13 protein-coding genes and 1 pseudogene are annotated in these 19072 nt (G+C 70.9%); 5 read left to right on the top strand and 9 right to left on the bottom strand.

The genetic code is table 11. The features are described from left to right. Positions 1–57 precede the first annotated feature (57 nt). Positions 58–1914, top strand: coding sequence for an LTA synthase family protein (locus RNB18_RS17515; protein ID WP_311715001.1), 1857 nt, complete (start codon positions 58–60; stop codon positions 1912–1914). A gap of 97 nt (positions 1915–2011) precedes the next feature. Then, complete coding sequence (paaK, locus tag RNB18_RS17510) at positions 2012–3307, top strand: phenylacetate--CoA ligase PaaK (protein WP_311715000.1); 1296 nt, start codon at positions 2012–2014, stop codon at positions 3305–3307. Here paaK and RNB18_RS17505 read toward each other — a convergent pair. After that, positions 3304–4800, bottom strand: coding sequence for an acyl-CoA synthetase (locus RNB18_RS17505; RefSeq protein ID WP_311714999.1), 1497 nt, complete (start codon positions 4798–4800; stop codon positions 3304–3306). The genes paaK and RNB18_RS17505 overlap by 4 nt on opposite strands. Before the next feature lie 63 nt (positions 4801–4863). Between RNB18_RS17505 and RNB18_RS17500 the strand changes: the two genes are divergently transcribed. Continuing rightward, the gene (locus RNB18_RS17500; protein ID WP_311714998.1) at positions 4864–7260 is read left to right on the top strand and encodes a penicillin acylase family protein; all 2397 of its coding nucleotides are present in this window, start codon (positions 4864–4866) and stop codon (positions 7258–7260) included. A gap of 3 nt (positions 7261–7263) precedes the next feature. Here the strand turns inward: RNB18_RS17500 and RNB18_RS17495 are convergent, their stop codons facing one another. After that, complete coding sequence (locus RNB18_RS17495; protein ID WP_311714997.1) at positions 7264–8817, bottom strand: acyl-CoA synthetase; 1554 nt, start codon at positions 8815–8817, stop codon at positions 7264–7266. Beyond that, on the bottom strand, positions 8814–9923 hold the full coding sequence (locus tag RNB18_RS17490) for an NAD(P)H-dependent flavin oxidoreductase (protein ID WP_311714996.1): 1110 nt from the start codon (positions 9921–9923) through the stop codon (positions 8814–8816). The genes RNB18_RS17495 and RNB18_RS17490 overlap by 4 nt, the downstream gene beginning before the upstream one ends. Before the next feature lie 84 nt (positions 9924–10007). Here RNB18_RS17490 and RNB18_RS17485 point away from each other — a divergent pair. Beyond that, positions 10008–10310 (top strand): annotated as a pseudogene (locus RNB18_RS17485) (serine hydrolase); the annotation flags it as partial. A 4-nt stretch (positions 10311–10314) separates the two neighbouring features. Here the strand turns inward: RNB18_RS17485 and RNB18_RS17480 are convergent. Continuing rightward, entirely contained in the window at positions 10315–11166 is an 852-nt protein-coding gene (locus tag RNB18_RS17480; RefSeq protein ID WP_311714995.1) for a helix-turn-helix transcriptional regulator, read from the bottom strand. Positions 11167–11220: 54 nt separating this feature from the next. On the opposite strand from RNB18_RS17480, the gene RNB18_RS17475 reads away from it, so the two are divergent. Beyond that, on the top strand, positions 11221–12030 hold the full coding sequence (locus tag RNB18_RS17475; protein ID WP_394817633.1) for an SDR family NAD(P)-dependent oxidoreductase: 810 nt from the start codon (positions 11221–11223) through the stop codon (positions 12028–12030). A gap of 264 nt (positions 12031–12294) precedes the next feature. Here the strand turns inward: RNB18_RS17475 and RNB18_RS17470 are convergent, their stop codons facing one another. The 5 genes from RNB18_RS17470 to RNB18_RS17450 form a co-directional block, all read right to left on the bottom strand. Continuing rightward, a complete protein-coding gene (locus tag RNB18_RS17470) occupies positions 12295–13866 on the bottom strand; it encodes a phytoene desaturase family protein (protein ID WP_311714993.1) in 1572 nt (523 codons plus the stop codon). Positions 13867–13938: 72 nt separating this feature from the next. Next, positions 13939–16188, bottom strand: coding sequence for a serine/threonine-protein kinase (locus RNB18_RS17465; RefSeq protein WP_311714992.1), 2250 nt, complete (start codon positions 16186–16188; stop codon positions 13939–13941). Positions 16189–16249: 61 nt separating this feature from the next. After that, positions 16250–17047 carry an oxygenase MpaB family protein gene (locus tag RNB18_RS17460; RefSeq protein WP_311715225.1) on the bottom strand — a complete coding sequence of 266 codons (798 nt, stop codon included), beginning with the start codon at positions 17045–17047 and terminating at the stop codon, positions 16250–16252. A 179-nt stretch (positions 17048–17226) separates the two neighbouring features. Next, positions 17227–18639 (bottom strand): dihydrolipoyl dehydrogenase, encoded by a 1413-nt coding sequence (gene lpdA, locus RNB18_RS17455; protein WP_311714991.1) that lies wholly within the window; start codon positions 18637–18639, stop codon positions 17227–17229. Between the two features lie 185 nt (positions 18640–18824). After that, complete coding sequence (locus RNB18_RS17450) at positions 18825–18977, bottom strand: hypothetical protein (RefSeq protein WP_311714990.1); 153 nt, start codon at positions 18975–18977, stop codon at positions 18825–18827. Between the last annotated feature and the right edge of the window lie 95 nt (positions 18978–19072).

Here is a 19072-nt window from a genome sequence, read left to right as displayed (position 1 = left end):
AACGTACTGGTGGTGGCAGGCTCGGTCAGCGGGCCCCGATCGTCATGCCGTCGCTGCATGACCGCACGCCACAGCAAGACCGCACGGAAGGACCACCGGGTGTCGCTCTTCACTCGTTCTCGCCAACTGCCGATTACCACTGGGGGCGAGGCGGAAGCGGATGGTGGGGGTGCGACGGGGGAAGACGTGACGGAAGAGGTCGTAGAGGAGGCTGGGGCTGCCGAGACCACTCAAGCCGCCGAGACCTCCGAGGCCGGCGACTCCCCACGCCCCGGCTGGTTCGGCTGGCGCCGCCGCTATCCCCGTACGGCCCGTGGTGTGTCCGTGGGGACGAGCGTGCTGGCCGGTCTTCTGCTGCTGGTCGTGCTGCTCTCCCCCGCCCGGCTCGACCGCATGAACCTCCAGGCGTTCCTGCGGCTCCCCGTCGAGGCGATCGTCCTGGCGGCCGTCCTGCTGGTGCTGCCCCCGAAGGTCCGCCGGATCGCGGCGGTGTTCTTCGGGGCGTTCATCGGGCTGCTCACCCTCCTGAAGCTGATGGACATGGGCTTCCGCCAGACCATGGCCCGGCCGTTCGACCTGGTCTTCGACTGGATCATGCTGGGCAACGCGACGGACTGGCTGCGGGAGTCGTTCGGGCGCACGGGCGAGGTGCTCGCGATCGCCGGGGTGATCATCCTGTTCATCGCGGTCCTCGTGCTGTGCACGCTCGCGGTGGTGCGGTTGACGAACGTCATGTCCCGGCACCGCCCCCGGGCGGTTCTCACCACACTCGTCCTCGGAACCGTGTGGGTCACCTGCTTCAACCTCGGCGTGCAGTTCGGCGGGGTCGCCATCGCCACCAAGGGCTACACCGGATTCCTCGCCAACCGGATCCAGAACGTCCGCAACGGACTGGGCGACGCCGAGGTCTTCGAGAAGCAGTCCGCCGTCGACGCCTTCGCCGCCACGCCTCCCGACCAGCTCCTGACCGGACTGCACGGCAAGGACGTCCTGTTCACCTTCATCGAGAGCTACGGCCGGGTGGCGATCGACGACCCGGCGATGGCACCGGAGATGGACGCGACGCTGAAGAAGGGCGACGCGACGCTCAAGGCGGCCGGCTTCGCGTCGCGCAGCGGCTGGCTGCAGTCCCCCGTGACGGGCGCCGGCAGCTGGATGGCGCACTCCACGTTCCTGTCGGGTCTGTGGGTCAAGAACCAGCAGCGGTACCTGAACCTCACCTCCAGTGACCGCGCGACCCTCACCAGCTACTTCCAGAAGACCGGTGACTGGCGCACGGTGGGCATCGTGCCGGGCGTGCGCAAGTCGTGGCCCGAGGGCAAGTACTTCGGTCTCGACCACATCTACGACTCCACGCACCTCGGCTACAAGGGTCCGTACTTCAGCTGGACGCCCGTGCCGGACCAGTTCAGCCTGGAGGCCTTCCAGAAGCTGGAGCACGGCAAGGAGAACCGTGACCCGATCATGGCGGAGATCATCCTGGCGTCCAGCCACAACCCCTGGTCGCCGATCGCCCACACGATCGACTGGAACGACCTCGGTGACGGCTCCGTCTTCGAGCAGATCAAGAAGGAGGGCACGAACCCGACGGAGGTCTGGAAGAGCCAGGAGCGGGTGCGCACCGAGTACCGCAAGGCCATCCAGTACTCCGTGGACAGCCTGACCCAGTGGATGCAGCGCTACGGCGACGAGAACACGGTCCTCGTCTTCCTCGGTGACCACCAGCCCGTCCCGACCGTCACCGAGGGATCCACCAGCAGGGACGTGCCGATCACGATCGTCGCCAAGGACCCGAAGGTGCTGGACCGGGTCGACGACTGGAACTGGACGGACGGGCTCAAGCCCGCCGACAACGCGCCCGAGTGGGGCATGGACAAGTTCCGCGACCGCTTCATGACGGCGTTCGCGAAGTGACTTGCCTCCGCGCCGATCGCCTGGATTACTGATCCCCAGCACCACGACCGAATGATCGGTCGCCCGTGATGACGCGGTTGGCGAAAGGGACGTTCCGATGGCGGATGCGGCGGAGCTGCTGGACTCGGGGGAACGACTGGATGCCGGGGCGTTGCGGGCGGTGCAGCTGGAGCGCATGCGGGCGTCTCTGCGGCACGCGTACGAGCACGTGCCGTTCTATCGGGAGTCCTTCGACAAGGCGGGTGTCCGGCCGGACGACTGCCGCTCCCTGGCCGACCTGGCCCGGTTCCCGTTCACCACCAAGGCGGACCTGCGCGAGAACTATCCGTACGGGATGTTCGCCGTGCCCCGGGACCATGTGCGGCGCATCCATGCCTCCAGCGGCACCACCGGGCACCCCACAGTCGTCGGCTACACCGACAACGACCTGGACCTGTGGGCCGACATGGTGGCGCGTTCCCTCCGGGCGGCCGGCGGCAGGTCCGGGGACGTGGTGCATGTGGCGTACGGCTATGGGCTGTTCACCGGTGGACTCGGCGCACACTATGGCGCCGAACGGCTCGGCTGTACGGTCGTCCCCGCGTCCGGCGGCATGACGGCACGCCAGGTCCAGCTCATCCAGGACCTGGAACCCGGCATCATCATGGTGACCCCGTCGTACATGCTCACCCTTCTCGACGAGTTCGAGCGGCAGGGTGTCGATCCGCGCGGCACGTCCCTGCGCGTGGGCGTCTTCGGAGCCGAGCCCTGGACCGAGGAGATGCGCCGGGAGATCGAGGAGCGGTTCGCGATCGACGCCGTGGACATATACGGGCTGTCGGAGGTGATCGGCCCGGGCGTCGCGCAGGAGTGCCTGGAGACCAAGGACGGGCTCCATGTGTGGGAGGACCACTTCTTCCCCGAGATCGTCGACCCGATCACCGGGGAGGTGCTGCCGGACGGCGAGAGGGGTGAGCTGGTGTTCACCTCGCTCACCAAGGAGGCGATGCCCGTCATCCGCTACCGGACCCGGGACCTGACCCGGCTGCTGCCGGGCACGGCCCGGGTGTTCCGGCGGATGGAGAAGGTCACCGGCCGCAGCGACGACATGGTGATCCTGCGCGGGGTGAACCTCTTCCCCACCCAGATCGAGGAGATCGTCCTGCGCACCCCGGGCGTCGCACCCCACTTCCAGCTCCGGCTCACCCGCGAGGGCCGCCTGGACGCCCTCACCGTGCGCGCGGAGGCCCGGCCGGGCGCCACACCCGAGACCCGGGACGCGGCCGCACGGACCATCGCGACGGCCGTCAAGGACGGCATCGGGGTGTCGGTCGCCGTCGAGATCGTCGAACCGGAGTCCCTGGAGCGGTCCGTCGGGAAGATCCGCCGGATCGTCGACCTGCGCCCCCGCTAGTCCGCGAACCGGTCCCGCAGCTCCCGCTTCAGGATCTTCCCGCTCGCGTTCCTCGGCAGCTCGTCCACGAACAGCACCCGCTTGGGTGCCTTGAAGTGGGCGAGCTTCTCCCGGGCGTGGTCGAGAAGCTCGGCCTCGGTGACCTCGCCGCGCGGGACGACGACCGCCGTGACGGCCTCGATCCACCGCTCGTCGGGCAGGCCGATCACGGCGACCTCGGCCACGGCGTCGTGCGTGTACAGCGCGTCCTCGACCTGACGTGAGGCGACCAGCACGCCACCGGAGTTGATGACGTCCTTCACCCGGTCGACGATGGTGAAGTAGCCGTGCGCGTCCCGCACCGCGAGGTCCCCGGAGTGGAACCAGCCGTCCCGGAAGGCCGCCTCGGTCTCCTCGGGCTTGCCCCAATAGCCCTCGCACAACTGCGGTGACCTGTAGACGATCTCGCCGGGCGTACCGTCCGGCACGTCCTTGCCGTTCTCGTCCACGACCCGTGCGTCGACGAACAGGACGGTGCGGCCGCAGGAGTCCATCCGCCCCTTGTGCTCGTCGGGCGCGAGGACGGTCGCGAGCGGGCCGATCTCGCTCTGGCCGAAACAGTTGTAGAAGGCCAGCTTCGGCAGGCGCTCGCGGAGCCGTTCCAGGACGGGCACCGGCATGATCGAGGCGCCGTAGTACGCCTTGCGCAGCCCGCCGAGGTCACGCGTGGCGAAGTCGGGGCGGTTGGACAGTCCGATCCACACCGTGGGCGGCGCGAACAGGCTGTCCGCGCGGCCTTGTTCGATCAGGTCGAAGAGGCGGTCGCCGTCGGGCGCGTCGAGGATGATGTTCGTCGCGCCGACCGCGAGGTAGGGCAGCAGGAAGACGTGCATCTGGGCCGAGTGGTAGAGCGGCAGCGAGTGCACGGGCCGGTCACCCGCACTGAGATCGCAGGCGGTGATCGCGCTCAGGTACTCGTGGACCAGGGCGCGGTGGGTCATCATCGCGCCCTTGGGCAGGGCCGTCGTCCCCGAGGTGTACAGCAGCTGGACCAGGTCCTCGCTGCGCGGTTCGGGGCCGTCGTACGGCGATGCCGTGGCCAGGCGGGCCAGCAGCGACGAGTCGGCGTCCCGCAGGGGCACCGTGCGCACACCCTCCGGCAGCCGCCCCGCGAGGTCGGGATCGGCGAGGACGAGCGTGCTGCCCGACTGGCCGACGATGTACGCGAGATCGTCGCCGGTGAGGTTCTGGTTGACCGGCACATGCACCAGCCCCGCGCGGGCGCAGGCGAGGAAGCCGATCAGATACGCGTCCGAGTTGTGCCCGTAGGCGCCGACCCGGTCACCCCGCTCGAGGCCCTGGTCGAGGAGAAGACGCGCCGCTCGTGAGACGGCGTCGTCGAGTTCCTCGTACGTCCATGAGCGCTCGCCGTACTCCACCGCGACGCGCGCCGGGGTGCGCCGGGCGCTGCGCCGCAGCACCCCGTCAACCGTACTGCCGTGTCCAGGCGTCATACGGGACAACCTACCGGTTGGTACGCTCAACCGCTCCTTCCCTCAATGACGTTGGGAGGCACGATGCGCACCCGTCTCAGACACGCCGTCGTCGCGGCCGTGGCCCTGTTCACCGCCGTCGGCACGCTGCCGGCCGCAGCCGCGCAGAACCAGCAGAAACAGGAACATCCGTCCCACGGCGGTCTGTCCGCCACCATCCGCTACACCGAGTACGGCATCCCGCACATCCTCGCGAAGAACTACGCGGACCTCGGTTTCGGCACCGGGTGGGCGCAGGCCACCGACCAGGTGTGCACGCTCGCCGACGGGTTCGTGACCGTGCGCGGCGAGCGTTCGCGCTTCTTCGGGGCCGACGCGGCCTCCGACTCCGCGCTCTCCTCGGCCACCAGGAACCTCTCCAGCGACCTGTACTTCCGCGGGGTGCGGGAGGCGGGGACGGTGGAGAAGCTGATGGCCACACCTGCGCCGCGCGGTCCGAGCCGTGCGGTGAAGGAGCTGATGCGGGGCTTCGCGGCGGGCTACAACGCCTGGCTGCGGAAGAACCGGATCACCGACCCGGCGTGCAAGGGTGCCGGCTGGGTGCGCGCGGTGACGGTCCAGGACGTGGCCGCGCGCAACTTCGCGCTGGCCGTGCTCGGCGGTCAGGGCCGGGCCGTGGACGGCATCACGGCCGCGCAGCCGCCCGCGTCCACCACCCCGACGGCCGACGCACCGGACGCCCGGGACACCGCCCGCGCGGCCCGGGAACTGTTCGCCGCCGACTCCGCCGACATGGGCTCCAACGCGGTCGCCTTCAGTGGGGCCACGACGGCCAACGGCCGCGGGCTGCTCCTCGGCAACCCGCACTACCCCTGGCAGGGTGGCCGCCGCTTCTGGCAGTCGCAACAGACCATCCCCGGCGAACTGAACATCGCGGGCGGCTCACTGCTCGGCTCGGCGACCATCTCCATAGGTCACAACGCGCAGGTGGCCTGGAGCCACACCGTGGCCACCGGTGTCACCCTCAACGTGCACCAGCTGACCCTGGACCCGGCCGACCCGACCACGTATCTCGTCGACGGCAAACCGGAGCGGATGACCGAGCGCCGGGTGACCGTCCGCGTCCAGGGCGGCGAACCGGTGACGAGGACCCAGTGGTGGACGCGGTACGGCCCGGTCGTCACCTCGCTCGGCGCCTCGCTGCCGCTGCCCTGGACGACCACGACGGCGTACGCCCTCAATGATCCGAACGCCACCAACCTGCGCGCCTCCGACACGGCCCTCGGCTTCAGCAAGGCCCGCAGCACGAGCGACGTTCTGGGCGCGTTGAAGCGCACCCAGGGGCTGCCTTGGGTCAACACGATCGCCGCCGACTCGCGGGGGCACACGCTGTTCACGCAGTCCCAGGTGCTCCCCCGGATCACCGTCGAGCTGGCCCAGCGCTGTTCCACTCCCCTGGGCAGGGTCACCTACCCCGCCTCGGGAGTGGCGATCCTCGACGGCTCGCGCGGCGACTGTGCCCTCGGCAGTGATCCGGGCGCCGTACAGCCGGGGATCTTCGGGCCCGCGAAGATGCCGGTCCTCACGGACGCGCCGTACGCGGAGAACTCCAACGACAGTGCCTGGCTGGCCAATGCCGAGCGGCCGATCACCGGGTACGAGCGGGTCTTCGGCACCGTGGGCACGCAGCGCTCGATGCGCACCCGCGGTGCCCTGCAGGACGTGTCCGCGATGGCCGCGCGGGGGCGGTTGACCGTACGGGACCTTCAGGCGCAGCAGTTCGCCAACCGGGTGACCGCGGGCGACCTCGCGGCGGCGGACGCGGCGAAGGCATGTGCCGCGCTTCCTGGTGGCACGGCAACGGGCAGTGACGGCAAGGCGGTTGACGTTCGCGAGGCCTGCGGGGTGCTCGCGGCCTGGGACCGCACCGCGAACACCGACAGCCGGGGGGCGCTGCTCTTCGACCGGCTCTGGCGGAAACTGCCCACTTCCTCGCTGTGGAAGGTGCCGTTCTCGGCGGCCGACCCGGTGGGCACCCCGAACACGCTCAACACCGACGCGCCGGCCTTCGCCACGGCCCTCGCGGACACGGTGACCGAGCTCGGGGCGGCCGGTGTCCCGCTGGACTCGCGGCTCGGGGAGCACCAGTTCGTCGCCCGGAACGGCAAGCGCATCGCCGTTCCGGGCGGCACCGAGTCGCTGGGGGTGTGGAACAAGGTCGAGCCGGTGTGGAACCCGGCGGGCGGCGGATACACGGAGGTGACGACCGGGTCCAGCTACATCCAGGCGGTGGGCTGGGACGGCGGTCGCTGCCCGGTGGCCCGGACCCTGCTGACGTACTCCCAGTCCTCGAACCCGAACTCGCCGCACTTCAGCGACCAGACGCGGCTGTTCTCGGCGGAGAAGTGGGTGACGTCCCGGTTCTGCGAGAAGGACATCCTGTCCTCGCCGGCCCTGCGGGTCGTGCGGGTGCGCCCGTGAGGCTCACACCGGCCGCGAGCGCCCCTGCCAGTACGGATCCCTCAGGCGTCGCTTGTACAGCTTGCCGTTGGGATCGCGGGGCATCTCGGTGATGAAGTCGACGCTCTTCGGGCGTTTGTAGCCGGCGAGTTGTGCGGCGCAGTGGGCGAGGAGGTCGTCGGCCAGGTCCGGCCCGGGCGCGTGGCCCGGGGCCGGTTCCACCACGGCCTTGACCTCCTCGCCCCAGTCGTCGTGCGGGATGCCGAAGGCGGCGGCGTCGGCGACGGCGGGGTGCTGGAGCAGGACGGACTCGATCTCGGCGGGGTAGATGTTCACCCCGCCGGAGATGATCATGTCGATCTTGCGGTCGCGGAGGAAGAGGTAGCCGTCCTCGTCCAGGAGACCCAGGTCGCCCACCGTGAAGAAGTCTCCGATGCGGTTCTTCTTCGTCTTGGCCTCGTCCTTGTGGTAGGCGAAGCCACCCGTGTTCATCTTCAGGTACACGGTGCCCAGTTCGCCGGACGGCAGCCGGTTGCCGTCGTCGTCGAAGATCGCGAGTTCGCTGATGGGCCAGGCCTTGCCGACCGTGCCGGGCTTCTTCAGCCAGTCCTCGGCGGTCGCGAAGGCGCCACCGCCCTCACTGGCCGCGTAGTACTCCTCCACACAGGGCCCCCACCAGTCGAGCATCGCCCGCTTCACATGGTCGGGGCAGGGGGCGGCCCCGTGGATGGCGTGCCGCATGGACGAGACGTCGTAGCGCGCCCGGACCTCCTCCGGCAGAGCCAGCAGGCGGTGGAACTGGGTCGGGACCATGTGGGTGTGGGTGCACCGGTGCGCGTCGATCAGCCGCAGCATCTCCTCGGGTGTCCACTTGTCCATCAGGACCAGCCGGTGCCCGATGTGCAGGGACGCGGCCGCGAACTGGAGGACGGCCGTGTGGTAGAGCGGCGAGCAGACCAGGTGGACGTTGTCGCCGAAGGGCTGGATGCCGAAGATGCCGAGGAACCCGCCGAGGTACGCCTCCTCCGGCCGCTTGCCGGGCAGGGGCCGGCGGATGCCGCGCGGGCGGCCCGTCGTACCCGAGGTGTAGTTCATGACCCAGCCGAGCTCACGGTCCGCGGGTGCCGACTCCGGTTGTCCGTCGAGGAGTTCGGCGTACGGCCGGAAGTCCTCGATCTCGCCGACGGCGTACCGGTGGCTCGCCGGGAGGCCCGCCTCGTCGGCCGCCTGCCGTGCCGCGGCGGCGAAGCGTTCGTCGGCGATGAGCACCTTGGCGCCGGAGTCGGCGACGATCCAGGCGATCTCGGGGGCGACGAAGTGGTGGTTGATCGGGACCAGGTAGAAGCCGGCCTGGCTGGCGGCGAGGTGCGCGGTGAAGAACTCGGCACTGTTCGGCAGGACGACGGCGAAGGCGTCACCGCGTTCGAGTCCGGCGGCGCGCAGGCCGTGGACGAGCTGGTTGGCGGCCGCGTGGAGGCGACCGGCCGTCCAGGGCGAGCCGTCCGGGGCGATGAGCACCGTACGCGAAGGGTCTTGGGTGGCCTGGGCCCAGAAGCCCGCTGGGGGTGTGCTCGTCACTGGCCGCTCCTTCCGGCGATGCGGTTGATGCGATCGACGGCTTTCTCGAAGCCGCGGGTGAGGTCGTCGAAGACGGCCTGGACGCTGCGTTCGCTGGTCATCCGTCCGACGATCTGGCCGACGGGCGTGCCCAGCAGTGGCTCCACCTCGTACTTCTGGATGCGCGAGACGGCATCGGCGACCAGCAGGCCCTGCAGGGGCATCGGGAGAGTGCCGGGTCCGTCGGCGGAGTCCCAGGCGTCGGTCCATTCCGTACGGAGCTGGCGCGCGGGTTTCCCGGTCAGCGCACGGGAGCGGACGGTGTCGCCGGAGCCGGCCGCCAGCAGCTTCTCGATGAGCCTGGGCGAGGGCAGTTCGGCCTCTGTGGTGGTCAGCCATATGGAGCCGAGCCACACCCCCTGAGCCCCGAGTGCCAGTGCGGCCGCCATCTGCTGCCCGCTGCCGATGCCACCGGCTGCCAGCACGGGCAGCGGGTCCACGGCGTCGACGACCTCGGGCGTGAGGACCATGGAGGCGATGTCACCGGTGTGGCCGCCGGCCTCGTAGCCCTGTGCGACCACGATGTCGATGCCGCCCTCCTTGTGCTTGACCGCGTGCCGGGCGCTGCCCGCGAGGGCCGCGACGAGGACGTCCTGATCGTGCGCGCGGGCCACCACGTCGGCGGGCGGGGAGCCGAGGGCGTTGGCGAGCAGCCGGATCGGATAGTCGAAGGCGACGTCCAGCTGGTTGCGGGCGACCTGCTCCATCCAGCCCGTGATGCGCCACCCCGACGCCTCACCCTCCGCGAGTTCGGGCACGCCGTACTTGGCGAGGGTGTCCTTGACGAACTGCCGGTGCCCCTCGGGGATCATGGCCTCGACGTCAGCCTCGGTCACCCCCTCGACCTTCTTTGCGGGCATCACGACGTCCAGGCCGTACGGCGTGCCGTCGACGTGCGCCTCGATCCAGTCGAGGTCGCGTTTGAGTTCGTCGGGGGCCGTGTAACGGACCGCGCCGAGCACTCCGAAACCGCCGGCCCGGCTGATGGCCGCGGCGACGGCGGGGAACGGCGTGAAGCCGAAGACGGCGTGCTCGACTCCCAGTTTCTTGCTCAGCTCCGTCTGCATGGCCGCAGGATGCCGCAGACCACCGGACGACGGAAGAGGTTTTCTGATGCTCCGTCAGATTCTGCTCCAAGTCGGGTGACGCGCGGCCGCGGGGCGAGTTGGCAGCCGGTGCCGTTCACCACGGAGCACTACGGCGCGCAGGATCGCCCCGCCGGTTCGGTCACCGGCTGGTCGGGACGGACCTGGTACCGGCTCACGGCCCGCCTACCGGCGGATCGCCGGCTTGCCCTGCGCTGGCGGTACGCCACCGACCGGCTGTACGTCGGCCGGGGCGCGTACGTCGACGGGCTGCGCATCGGCACGGGTGACTGCGTCCTGTTCGACGAGTCACGTCCCGCGGACGCGGCCCGGATCGAGGCCGTCGGCTGGACGGCGTCCGGGGACTGACGGGTCAGCCGGGGACGTCCAGCCGCTGGGTGCCGACGACCGACAGCAGTCGTAGCGCCTCTTCGGACGGGGATCCGGGAGTGGCCGTGTAGATCACGACGTGCTGGTCGCGGTCGGCGATGTCCAGAACGTCGCAGTTGACGGCGACGGGGCCGACGACCGGGTGGTCGAAGGTCTTGCACAGGGTGGGGCGGGACTCGACGTCGTGGGCGGCCCACAGCCGGGCGAACTCCTCGCTTCCGTCTAGGAGTTCCGCCACCAGGCCGGTCAGCTCGCGATCGTCGGGATAGCGGGCGGAGGCCGCGCGCAGCTGCTGCACCGAGGAGAGCGCGAACTCCTCCCTGTCCGATACCCCGTACAGCCTCCGGCCCTCCGGGTGCGGGCCGAGGAAGGCCCGCCGGACGAGGTTGCGGTCGCGGCGGGAAAGGGCGGAGAAGTCCTCCATGAGGGCCGCGGCCAGGTCGTTCCAGGCGATGACCTCGTAGGTGGCCGAGATGACGATCGCGGCGGCCTGCGGCAGCCGGTGCAGCAGGTCGACGATGCTCTGGCGCACCTCGCGGGAGGGGCCAGGCGGCGGGCCCGGCGGGGTGCCGGCGAGATGGTGGAGGTGGTCGCGTTCGGCGTCCGACAGCCGCAGGGCGCGGGCGACCTGGGCCAGGACCTCCAGGGAGGGACGGGGTGCGCGCGCCTGCTCCAGCCGGGTGTAGTACTCGGTGGAGATGTACGCCAGCTGTGCCACCTCCTCGCGGCGCAGGCCCGGAGTGCGGCGGCGCGGTCCCACGGGCAGGCCCACGTCGGCGGGGGTGATGCGCTCGCGTCGGCTGCGCAGGAAGTCGGCCAGTTCTTGTCGGTCCACGTTCCCAGTGTGTGCGGGTTCCGGGCCGCTCAGCCAGGTACCAACGGTGCCTGGATGCGGATCGCGACCGGAGGAAGGCTCGTAGGCATGACCAACACCACGATCACACCCCTGCTCGCCGACAAGGTCGCTTTCGTCACCGGTGCCGGACGTGGCATCGGCGCGGCGGCCGCGCGGCTGTTCGCCCGGGAGGGCGCCCGCGTTCTGCTCGCCGCCCGCACCGAGACCCAGCTCAAGGCCGTGACCGAGGAGATCCGGGCGGCGGGCGGCACCGCCGACTACGTCCTGTGCGACCTTGCCGATCAGGCGAGCGTCCAGGCTGCCGTGGACCGGGCCGTCGAGCTGTACGGCAGGCTGGACATCGCCTTCAACAACGGTGCGACCAGCCAGCAGCCCGGCCCGATGGACCAACTGTCGGAGGCCGACTTCGACCACGTCATCTCCGTCAACCTCAAGGGCCCCTGGCTGGCGATGAACGCCGAGATCGCCGCGATCCGGGCCACCGCGGGCACCGGTGCGATCGTCAACAACTCCAGTGTCGGCAGCCTGATGGCCAACCCCTGGCTGCCCGCGTACGGCGCCGCGAAGCGGGCGGTCAACAGCCTGACCGCGTCGGCCGCGGCCACCTACGGGCCTGAAGGCATCCGCGTCAACGCCATCGCCCCGGGCACCACGCTGACCGAGATGATCGACGACTGGGAGACGAACTCCCCGGGCATCGTCGAGCAGCTCGTCGCGCAGACTCCGCTGGGCCGGGGCGCCGACCCGGCCGAGATCGCCGAGGCCGCGGCCTGGCTCCTGAGCGACCGGGCCTCGTACGTCACCGGAGTGGTGCTCCAGGTCGACGGCGGCAGCCGGGCGTGAGAGGAGGCGCCGCGAGCTGGGCACGGCAGCCGGTCTGAGGGCAGGCGCCCGCATGCAAGCACACCAGCCAGCCCTGAAGACACACGCACACGAGCAGGCACGCGCCAGCCGGGCGTGAGGGGTGGGCGGCCACGAGCGGCGCACGGCAACCGGGCCTGAAGGCAGGCGCACACCAGCCGCGCACGCCAGCCAGGCATGAGGGGTGGGCAGCCGCGAGCGGCGCACGCCCGCCGGGCCTGAAGGCAGGCCAGGCGGCAGCCCGCGTCAGTCGCCGAGTTCCTCCAGCACGGCCATCGCCGCGTTGTGCCCCGGCACGCCGCTCACCCCGCCGCCGCGCACGGCGCCCGCCCCGCACAGCAGCACGTTCGCGTGCCGGGTCTCCACGCCCCAGCGGCCGGTGCCCTCCTGGGCGTACGGCCAGGACAGGTCCCGGTGGAAGATGTTGCCGCCGGGCAGCCGCAGGTCCCGCTCCAGGTCGAGCGGGGTCTTGGCCTCGATGCAGGGCCGGCCGTCCACGTCCGTGGCCAGGCAGTCGGCCAGCGGCTCGGCGAGGTGGGCGTCGAGCTGGGCGAGGGTCGACTTGAGGAGTTCCTCGCGTACGGCGTCGTTGTCCCGGTCGAAGAGCCGGGCCGGGGTGTGCAGGCCGAACAGGGTGAGGGTCTGGTAGCCCTGCTCGACGAGGTCCGGGCCGAGGATCGTCGGGTCGGTGAGGGAGTGGCAGTAGATCTCGGAGGGCGGCGCGGTGGGAAGCCGGCCGGCGGCCGCCTCGGCGTGGGCGGTGGCCAGTTGCTCGTAGCCCTCGGCGATGTGGAAGGTGCCGGAGAACGCCTCGCGCGGGTCGACCTCGCTGTCGCGCAGCCGCGGGAGTCGCTTGAGCAGCATGTTGACCTTGAGCTGGGCGCCCTCGGCGGGGGTGGGCGGCTGGTCGCCGGTGAGCACGGCGAGTTGTTGCGGGGAGGCGTTGACCAGGACGTGCCGGGCCGCGACGGTGCCCTCTCCGTCGGCCGTGCGATAGGTGATCTCCGCCGCGCTGCCGTCCGTGTCGATCCCTACGGCCTCGTGCCCGGTGGCGAGCACCGCGCCCGCGTCCCGTGCCGCTGTGGCCAGGGCATCGGTGAGGGCGCCCATGCCGCCGACGGGGACGTCCCAGGCTCCGGTCCCGCCGCCGATCACGTGGTAGAGGAAGCAGCGGTTCTGCTTGAGGGAGGGGTCGTGGGCGTCGGCGAAGGTGCCGATGAGCGCGTCCGTCAGGACGACACCCCGGACCAGGTCATCGGCGAAGCGCTCCTCCACGGCCGCACCGATCGGTTCCTCGAACAGGACCCGCCACGCCTCCTCGTCGTCCACCCGCAGGCGCAGTTCGTCCCGGGTGGGCAGGGGCTCGGTGAGCGTGGGGAAGATCCGCTGCGCGACGCGGCCCGTCATGTCGTAGAGCCGCTGCCACGCCTGGTACTCGCGTTCGCCGCCGGTGAGCCGGGCGAAGGCCTCCCTGGTGCGGCGCTCGCCGCCGCCGACGAGCAGACCGGTCGGCCTGCCGTCGCGTTCCACGGGGGTGTACGACGAGACATTGCGCGTGCGGACGCGGAAGTCCAGCCCGAGATCGCGGACGATCTTCTTGGGCAACAGGCTGACCAGGTACGAGTAGCGCGACAGCCGGGCGTCCACCCCCGCGAACGGCCGCGTGGAGACCGCCGCGCCCCCGGTGTTCCCGAGCCGCTCGAGCACCAGTACGGACCGCCCGGCCCGGGCCAGATAGGCGGCGGCGACCAGTCCGTTGTGGCCCCCGCCGACGATGACGGCGTCGTAACTGCGCTGGTGTCCCTCGTGTGCAGGCATGGTTCTTCGTAACACGTGGTGATCTAGGTCGGCCAGAGGTGGACGGCAGCCGGTCCACGGCGCCGGTCTCGGTCACTGCGCTCCCGACGCCCGCTGCTGCCGCAGGACCGCCACCCGGCGGTACAGCTCCACCGCCTCCGCGCCGCGCCCCAGCTGCTCCAGGCAGTGGGCCTCGTCGTTGCGGCTGGCGAGGGTGTCGGGGTGTTCGGCGCCGAGGACGCGTTCGCGGGCGGTCGCCACCCTGCGGTACTCGCTGAGGGCGTCCGCCCAGCGGCCCAGCCAGCCCAGGCCCACGGCGACCTCGCGACGGCTGACCAGGGTATCCGGATGGTCGGCCCCGAGGACACGTTCGCGGATCGCGCACACGTCACGGGACTCGGCGAGGGCCTCTTCCCAGCGGCCGAGGCGGCCGAGGTTGACGCCGAGGCCGTGCCGGGCGCGCAGGGTCTCGGGGTGGGCGGGGCCGTGGATGCGGGTGCGGTCCTCGATCAGGTCGCGGTAGAGCTGGAGTGCGTCCGCGCTGCGGCCGAGGCGCCCGAGGCTGATGCCGACCTCGTAACGGGCGGCGAGGGTGTCGGGGTGGTCGGGGCCGAGAGCCTGGGCGCGGGCTTCGGCGACCTCGTGGTAGGTCTGCAGGGCCTCCGCCCAGCGCCCCAACTGGCCGAGGGCGTAGGCGACTTCGTAGCGGGTGACCAGCGTGTCGGGGTGATGGGGGCCCAGCACCCGGGCGCGGTCGGCGGCCACCTCGCAGGCCATGCGGTACGAGTCCTCCAGACGGCCGAGCCTGCTGAGGTTGAAGGCGAGGTTGTGGCGGCAGCGGAGGGTGTCCGGATGATCGGGGCCCATACCGCGTTCCCGTGCGGTGAGCACCGAGTTGTAGACCTGGTGGGCGTCGAAGTGGCGGCCCAACTGGCCGAGGACATACGCCATTTCCTGGCGGGCGGCGAGGGTGTCGGGGTGATCGGCACCCAGGGCGCGGGTTCTGCTCGCGGCCACGTGCTTGTACTCGCGCAGGGCGTCGGCGGCGCGGCCGGTGCGGCTGAGGGTGAAGGCGACCTCGTAGCGGCTGGCGAGGGTGTCGGGGTGGTCGGGGCCGAGCAGATGCTCGCGCTCGGCGGCGACCGCGCGGTGCACCTCGCCGGCCTCGGCCCAGCGGCCCAGGCGCCCGAGACTGAGTCCCGCGTTGTGCCGTCCGGCGAGTGCCGCGAGGGCCTGCGCGGAGGGCACCGGCGGCTCGTCCGGCACGGGTTCCTCGGCGCGGCCGGTGGCGGAGCGGGCGATCCACTCGCCGGTGAGGCCGGCCCCGGCGTCCGGGGGTGTGGTGACGAGGCCGGCGCCGGTGGCCTTGTGGCCGGTGGTCATGCCACGGGTCCAGGACGGCAGCCGGGTCTCGCGGGGGCGGGCGGGTTCGGCGGACTCCGGCGGCCGGAAGTCGGGCCGCGGGGTCACCACAGTGGGCACGTACGCCGGGGTGGTGCGGCCCAAGGTGATCCGGCGGCCCAGCTCACGTGCGTCGTGCGGGCGTTGTTCGGGCTGTTTGGCCAGCAGGTCGAGGATGACCTTGTCGAGGTACTCCGGGAGTTCGGCGCGGTGGCTGCGCGGCGGCCGGGGTGGGGTGTCACGGTGGCCGACGAGGATCGCCCACGCGTCCTCCAGGTCGAACGGCGGTGCCCCGGTGGCGATCTCGTACAGCACACATCCCAGGGAGTACAGGTCGCTGCGCTGGTCGACCTCGGAGCCTCCTATCTGCTCCGGCGACATGTAGTGCGGGGTGCCCATCGCGATGCCGGTGCCGGTCAGCCGGGAGGTGAAGTCGACGTCGTGGCCGAGGCGGGCGATGCCGAAGTCGCAGATCTTCACGGTGCCGTCGGTGAGCCGGACGATGTTCGCGGGCTTCAGGTCCCGGTGCACGATGCCCTGCTGGTGGGTGTAGGCGAGGGCGGCGGCGACCTGGTCGGCGATCTCGACGACATCGGCGACGGGCAGCGGGTGCTGTTTGTTGTCCTCCAGGAGCTGGCTGAGGTTGCGGCCGTCCAGGAGCTCCATCACCAGGTAGAGGACGCCGTCGGACTCGCCGAAGTCATGGACGACCGTTATGCCGCGGTGGCTGAGGGCGGCGGCCACGCGCGCCTCGCGCCGGAACCGCTCCCTCAGGACCCGGGTGAAGGTCTGGTCGTGCTGCCCGCCCAGCGGCTTGAGACACTTCACGGCGACATGGCGGCCCAGCGATTCGTCGCGCGCCCGCCACACCTCGCCCATGCCCCCGCGCCCGATCGGATCGAGCAGCCGGTACCGCCCCTGGATGAGCCTGCTGTCCCCCATCTCCTGCGACCGCCCCCGTAAAGTTCGCCCCGCCCTCCCATGGCTCGTCCAGTATGGCGACCTATCGTCCGAGTTTGTACGGGGCGGGCCGGGAGCCCGGCCCGAGGCGGGCCATGGCACGCAGGATGTGTTTGGGCGGGAGTTGCCAGCGCAGACGTGCGGGAACGCAGCGCAGCAGGGTGCCCGTGGCGCGCAACTGGCGGGTGACGGTGGTGGGTTTGGGCGCTTTCCTGCCGTACAGCTCGTGGGCGTACGGCGGCAGGGCGGCGTACGCCAGCTGCGCCACGCGCCGCCACAGCACCTCTCGCGCCGGGACGAGGAGGGGGTGCGTCGGCGGGCGGAGCAGGAAGTCGTCCACTTCGCGGGCCTCGGGCGTAGTGGCGAGTTCGGGGAGCACCTTCTCGAAGTAGGCGGCCATCTCCGACCGGCTCGCCGGCACGGCGTCGGGGTCCAGGCCCACCAGGCGGGCGCTGACCCGGTGTTCGGACAGGTAGCGGTCCGCCTGTTCGTCGGTGAGGCGGAAGCCGGAGCGGCGGGCGACCTGGAGGTAGGAGTCGATCTCGGCGCAGTGCACCCACAGCAGGAGTTCGGGGTCGTCGACGCCGTAGCGTTCGCCCGTGTCGGGGTCGGTCGCTCCGAGCATGCTGTGGATCTTCCGGACCCGGGCGCCGGCCTTCTCGGCGGCCTCCGTGGTGCCGTAGGTCGTCGTGCCGACGAAGTTGGCGGTGCGCATCAGCCGGCCCCAGGCTTCGCGCCCGAAGTCGGAGTTCTGCATGACCCCGCGCACCGCACGCGGGTGCAGGGCCTGGAGGTAGAGCGCGCGGATGCCGGCGACCCACATCATGGGGTCGCCGTGCATCTGCCAGGTCACCGAGTCCGGGGTGAACAGCCCGGGATCGCCGGCCTCGAAGCCGGCTGCGCCTGCCGTACGCCCAGGTGTGACCACAGCCTCCGCCTGTCTCCAGAGCATCACACCGATCCCCGCATCCGAGGTCACTCCGGATCGTTCCCTCAACACTGCTGGGTCATTCCCCCGAGCTACATGTTGATCATGTGGCCGGCGAGGCCGTGGACCGCTTCCTTAACTGCCTCGCCCAGCGTCGGGTGGGCGTGGACGTTGCGGGCGACCTCGTGGACGGTGAGGTCCCACTGCTGGGCCAGGGTCAGCTCGGGGAGTAGTTCGGTGACGTCCGGGCCGATCAGGTGACCGCCGAGGAGCTCGCCGTACTTGGCGTCGCTGATCAGCTTCACGAAGCCGGTCGCGTCGCCCAGGCCATGGGCCTTGGCGTTCGCGGTGAACGGGAACTTGGCGACCTGGACGTCGAAGCCCTTCTCCCTCGCCTGCGCCTCGGTGTAGCCGAAGCTGGCGATCTGCGGCTGGCAGAACGTGGACCGCGGGATCATCACGTAGTCCAGCTCCATGGTCTCCGCGTCCGCGATCGTCTCAGCGGCGACCACGCCCATCGCCTCGGCGGCGTGCGCGAGCATCAGCTTCGCGGTGACGTCGCCGATGGCGTAGATGTGCGGGACGGAGGTGCGGCAACGGCCGTCGACGTCGATCGCACCGCGCTCGGTGACGCGCACGCCGGTGTTCTCCAGGCCGTAACCGGTGACGTTCGGGGCGAAGCCGATCGCCTGCAGGACCTTGTCCGCCTCCAGGATCTTCTGGGCGCCGTCCTTGCCGGTGACCGTGACACGGACCTGCGGGCCGGACTCGTCGATCGACTCGACCCGGGTCGAGGTGAGGACGTCGATGCCCAACTTCCGGTACTGCTTGGCCAGTTCCGCGGAGACTTCGGCGTCCTCCAGCGGCGCCACCCGGTCCAGGAACTCGACGATCGTCACCTTCACGCCGTAGTTGTGCAGCACGTAGGCGAACTCGACGCCGATCGCGCCGGCGCCCGCGATCACGATGGACTGCGGCAGGTCCTCGGCCAGGATCTGCTCCTCGAACGTCACCACGCGCGACGTACGGCGCGTGCCGGGCAGCAGCTTGGGGCTCGCCCCGGCGGCGATGATGCAGTGATCGAAGCCGATGGTCCGGGTGTTGCCGTCGTAGTCGGCCACCTGGAGCGTGTGCGGGTCGACGAACGTACCGCGACCGCTGATCTCCGTGATCTTGTTCTTCTTCATCAGGTAGTGGACGCCCTTGACCCGGCCGTCGGCGACCTTCCGGCTGCGACGGAAGGCCTCCCCGTAGTCGAAGGAGACCTCACCGTCCACCTTGATGCCGAAGGTCTTCGCCTCGCGCGTGAAGAGGTGCGCGAGCTCGGCATTGCGCAGCAGGGCCTTGGTGGGGATACAGCCCACGTTCAGACAGACGCCGCCCCAGTACTTCTCCTCGACGACCGCGACACGCTTGCCCAGTTGGGCGGCCCGGATGGCGGCTACGTATCCGCCGGGGCCCGCGCCGAGTACGACGACGTCGAAGTGCTCACCCTGCTCGTCCATGGACGGCTTCCTTCCGATCGAACAACCTGGTCATCAACTCGACAGCGGCGGCATTCGCCACCGCCCGCCGCCGGGGAGCCGGTGGACGGCGAGTGAAGCGACCACATGATGCACCACCTCGGCAGCCCAGTTCCCCGGACGTCCGCTTCAGCGCCCCGGCGCCGTGATCTATGCCCGCTCCGCCATCATCGACGGCGGACCGTCGCCCCGTCGACTTCGTGTACTCCTGCCTCGGCGGCACCCGTCCTGCGCGCGTCGAGGCCGAAGGCGGCGACCGGGCTGCGCACACCGGGCTCGAGGACGGCATCGGCCTGTGCCGAGCCGGCGGCGATCTGCACGGGGCGCGTCCACCGACCGAACCAACCCGAGGCCCACCTCAACGCTCTCCAGCTGGGGGAAGACCTCCGGCAGACCGGGTGCGCACCCGCTTGGT

This window comes from Streptomyces doebereineriae (genome assembly GCF_031845645.1).
Classification (GTDB): Bacteria; Actinomycetota; Actinomycetes; order Streptomycetales; family Streptomycetaceae; genus Streptomyces; species Streptomyces canus.
This window is presented reverse-complemented; position numbering and strand designations above follow the sequence as displayed.